The sequence below is a fragment of the Micromonospora sp. NPDC047740 genome (assembly GCF_043204735.1).
In the GTDB taxonomy this organism is placed as follows: domain Bacteria; phylum Actinomycetota; class Actinomycetes; order Mycobacteriales; family Micromonosporaceae; genus Micromonospora.
On record NZ_JBIDCT010000055.1, the window covers coordinates 1 to 1,335 of the forward strand.

The 1,335-nt window shown below is 67.6% G+C and carries 1 protein-coding gene; it reads left to right on the plus strand.

Going from position 1 to position 1,335, the window contains the following annotated elements; translation table 11 throughout:
* Positions 1–1,335, plus strand: a 1,335-nt coding sequence (locus ACGF4F_RS37355; RefSeq protein WP_393085264.1) for a condensation domain-containing protein, incomplete at both ends; no start/stop codon positions are given.

Consider the following 1,335-nt stretch of genomic DNA (forward strand, 5'->3'; position numbering starts at 1 on the left):
CGCGCAGCGCCGGTTGTGGTTCCTGGCTCAGCTCGAGGGGCCCAGTGCCACCTACAACCTGCCGAACGCGCTGCGGTTCGACGGGCCGGTCGACCACCACGCCCTGCACGCCGCCCTGGCCGACCTGATCGGCCGACACGAAAGCCTGCGCACCCTGATCCGACCGGTCGACGGCGAACCCACCCAGCACGTCCTCGAAGACTTCTCCGTGCCGCTGCACCGGCACACCACCAGCCCGCAGCGACTACGCGACGACCTCACCGCCGCAGCCCAGCAGCCGTTCCACCTCGACCACGACCTGCCCGTGCGGGCCGACCTGTTCACCCTGGACGACCACCAGCACGTCCTGCTGCTCACCCTGCACCACATCGCCGGCGACGGCTGGTCGTTCGCGCCGCTCGCCAACGACCTCACCACCGCCTACCAGGCCCGGCTGCACCACCACGCCCCCGACTGGACACCCCTGCCGATCCAGTACATCGACTACACCCTGTGGCAACGCGAACTGCTCGATACCGTGCGCGAGCAGCAGCTGGCCTACTGGCGGCAAACCCTCGACGGACTACCCGACCACCTCACCCTGCCCACCGACCGCCCCCGCCCAGCCATCGCCAGCCACCACGGCGCCACCACCACCTTCACCATCCCCGCCGCCCTGCACCAGCAGCTCAACGACCTGGCCCGACAACACAACGCCACCCTCTTCATGGTCGTCCACGCCGCACTGGCCGCCCTACTCACCCGCTTAGGCGCCGGCACCGACATCCCAATCGGCGCACCCACCGCCGGACGCACCGACCCGGCCCTGGAAGACCTCATCGGCTTCTTCGTCAACACCCTGGTGCTGCGCACCAACACCACCGGCAACCCCACATTCGCCGAGCTGCTGCAACAAACCCGCACCACCAACCTCGACGCCTACAGCCACCAGGACCTGCCCTTCGACTTCCTCGTCGAAGCCCTCAACCCCCACCGCTCACTGGCCCGCCACCCCCTCTACCAGGTGGCCCTGGCCTTCCAGAACTTCCACCAACCCGACATCCGCCTCCCGAACACCCAGATCACCGCCGAACCGGTCCACACCAACGTCGCCCCGTTCGACCTGGCCATCTACCTCACCGACCACTACGACGCCACCGGCACCCCACTGGGCATCGAAGGCCAAGCCGAATACGCCACCGACCTGTTCAACGCCACCACCATCGAAACCCTCACCCACCGCCTACAAGCCCTACTACAAGCAGCCGCCAACCACCCACACACCCCCATCGACGACCTCGACATCCTCCTACCCAACGAACACCACCAGATCCTCACCACCTGGAACAACACCAC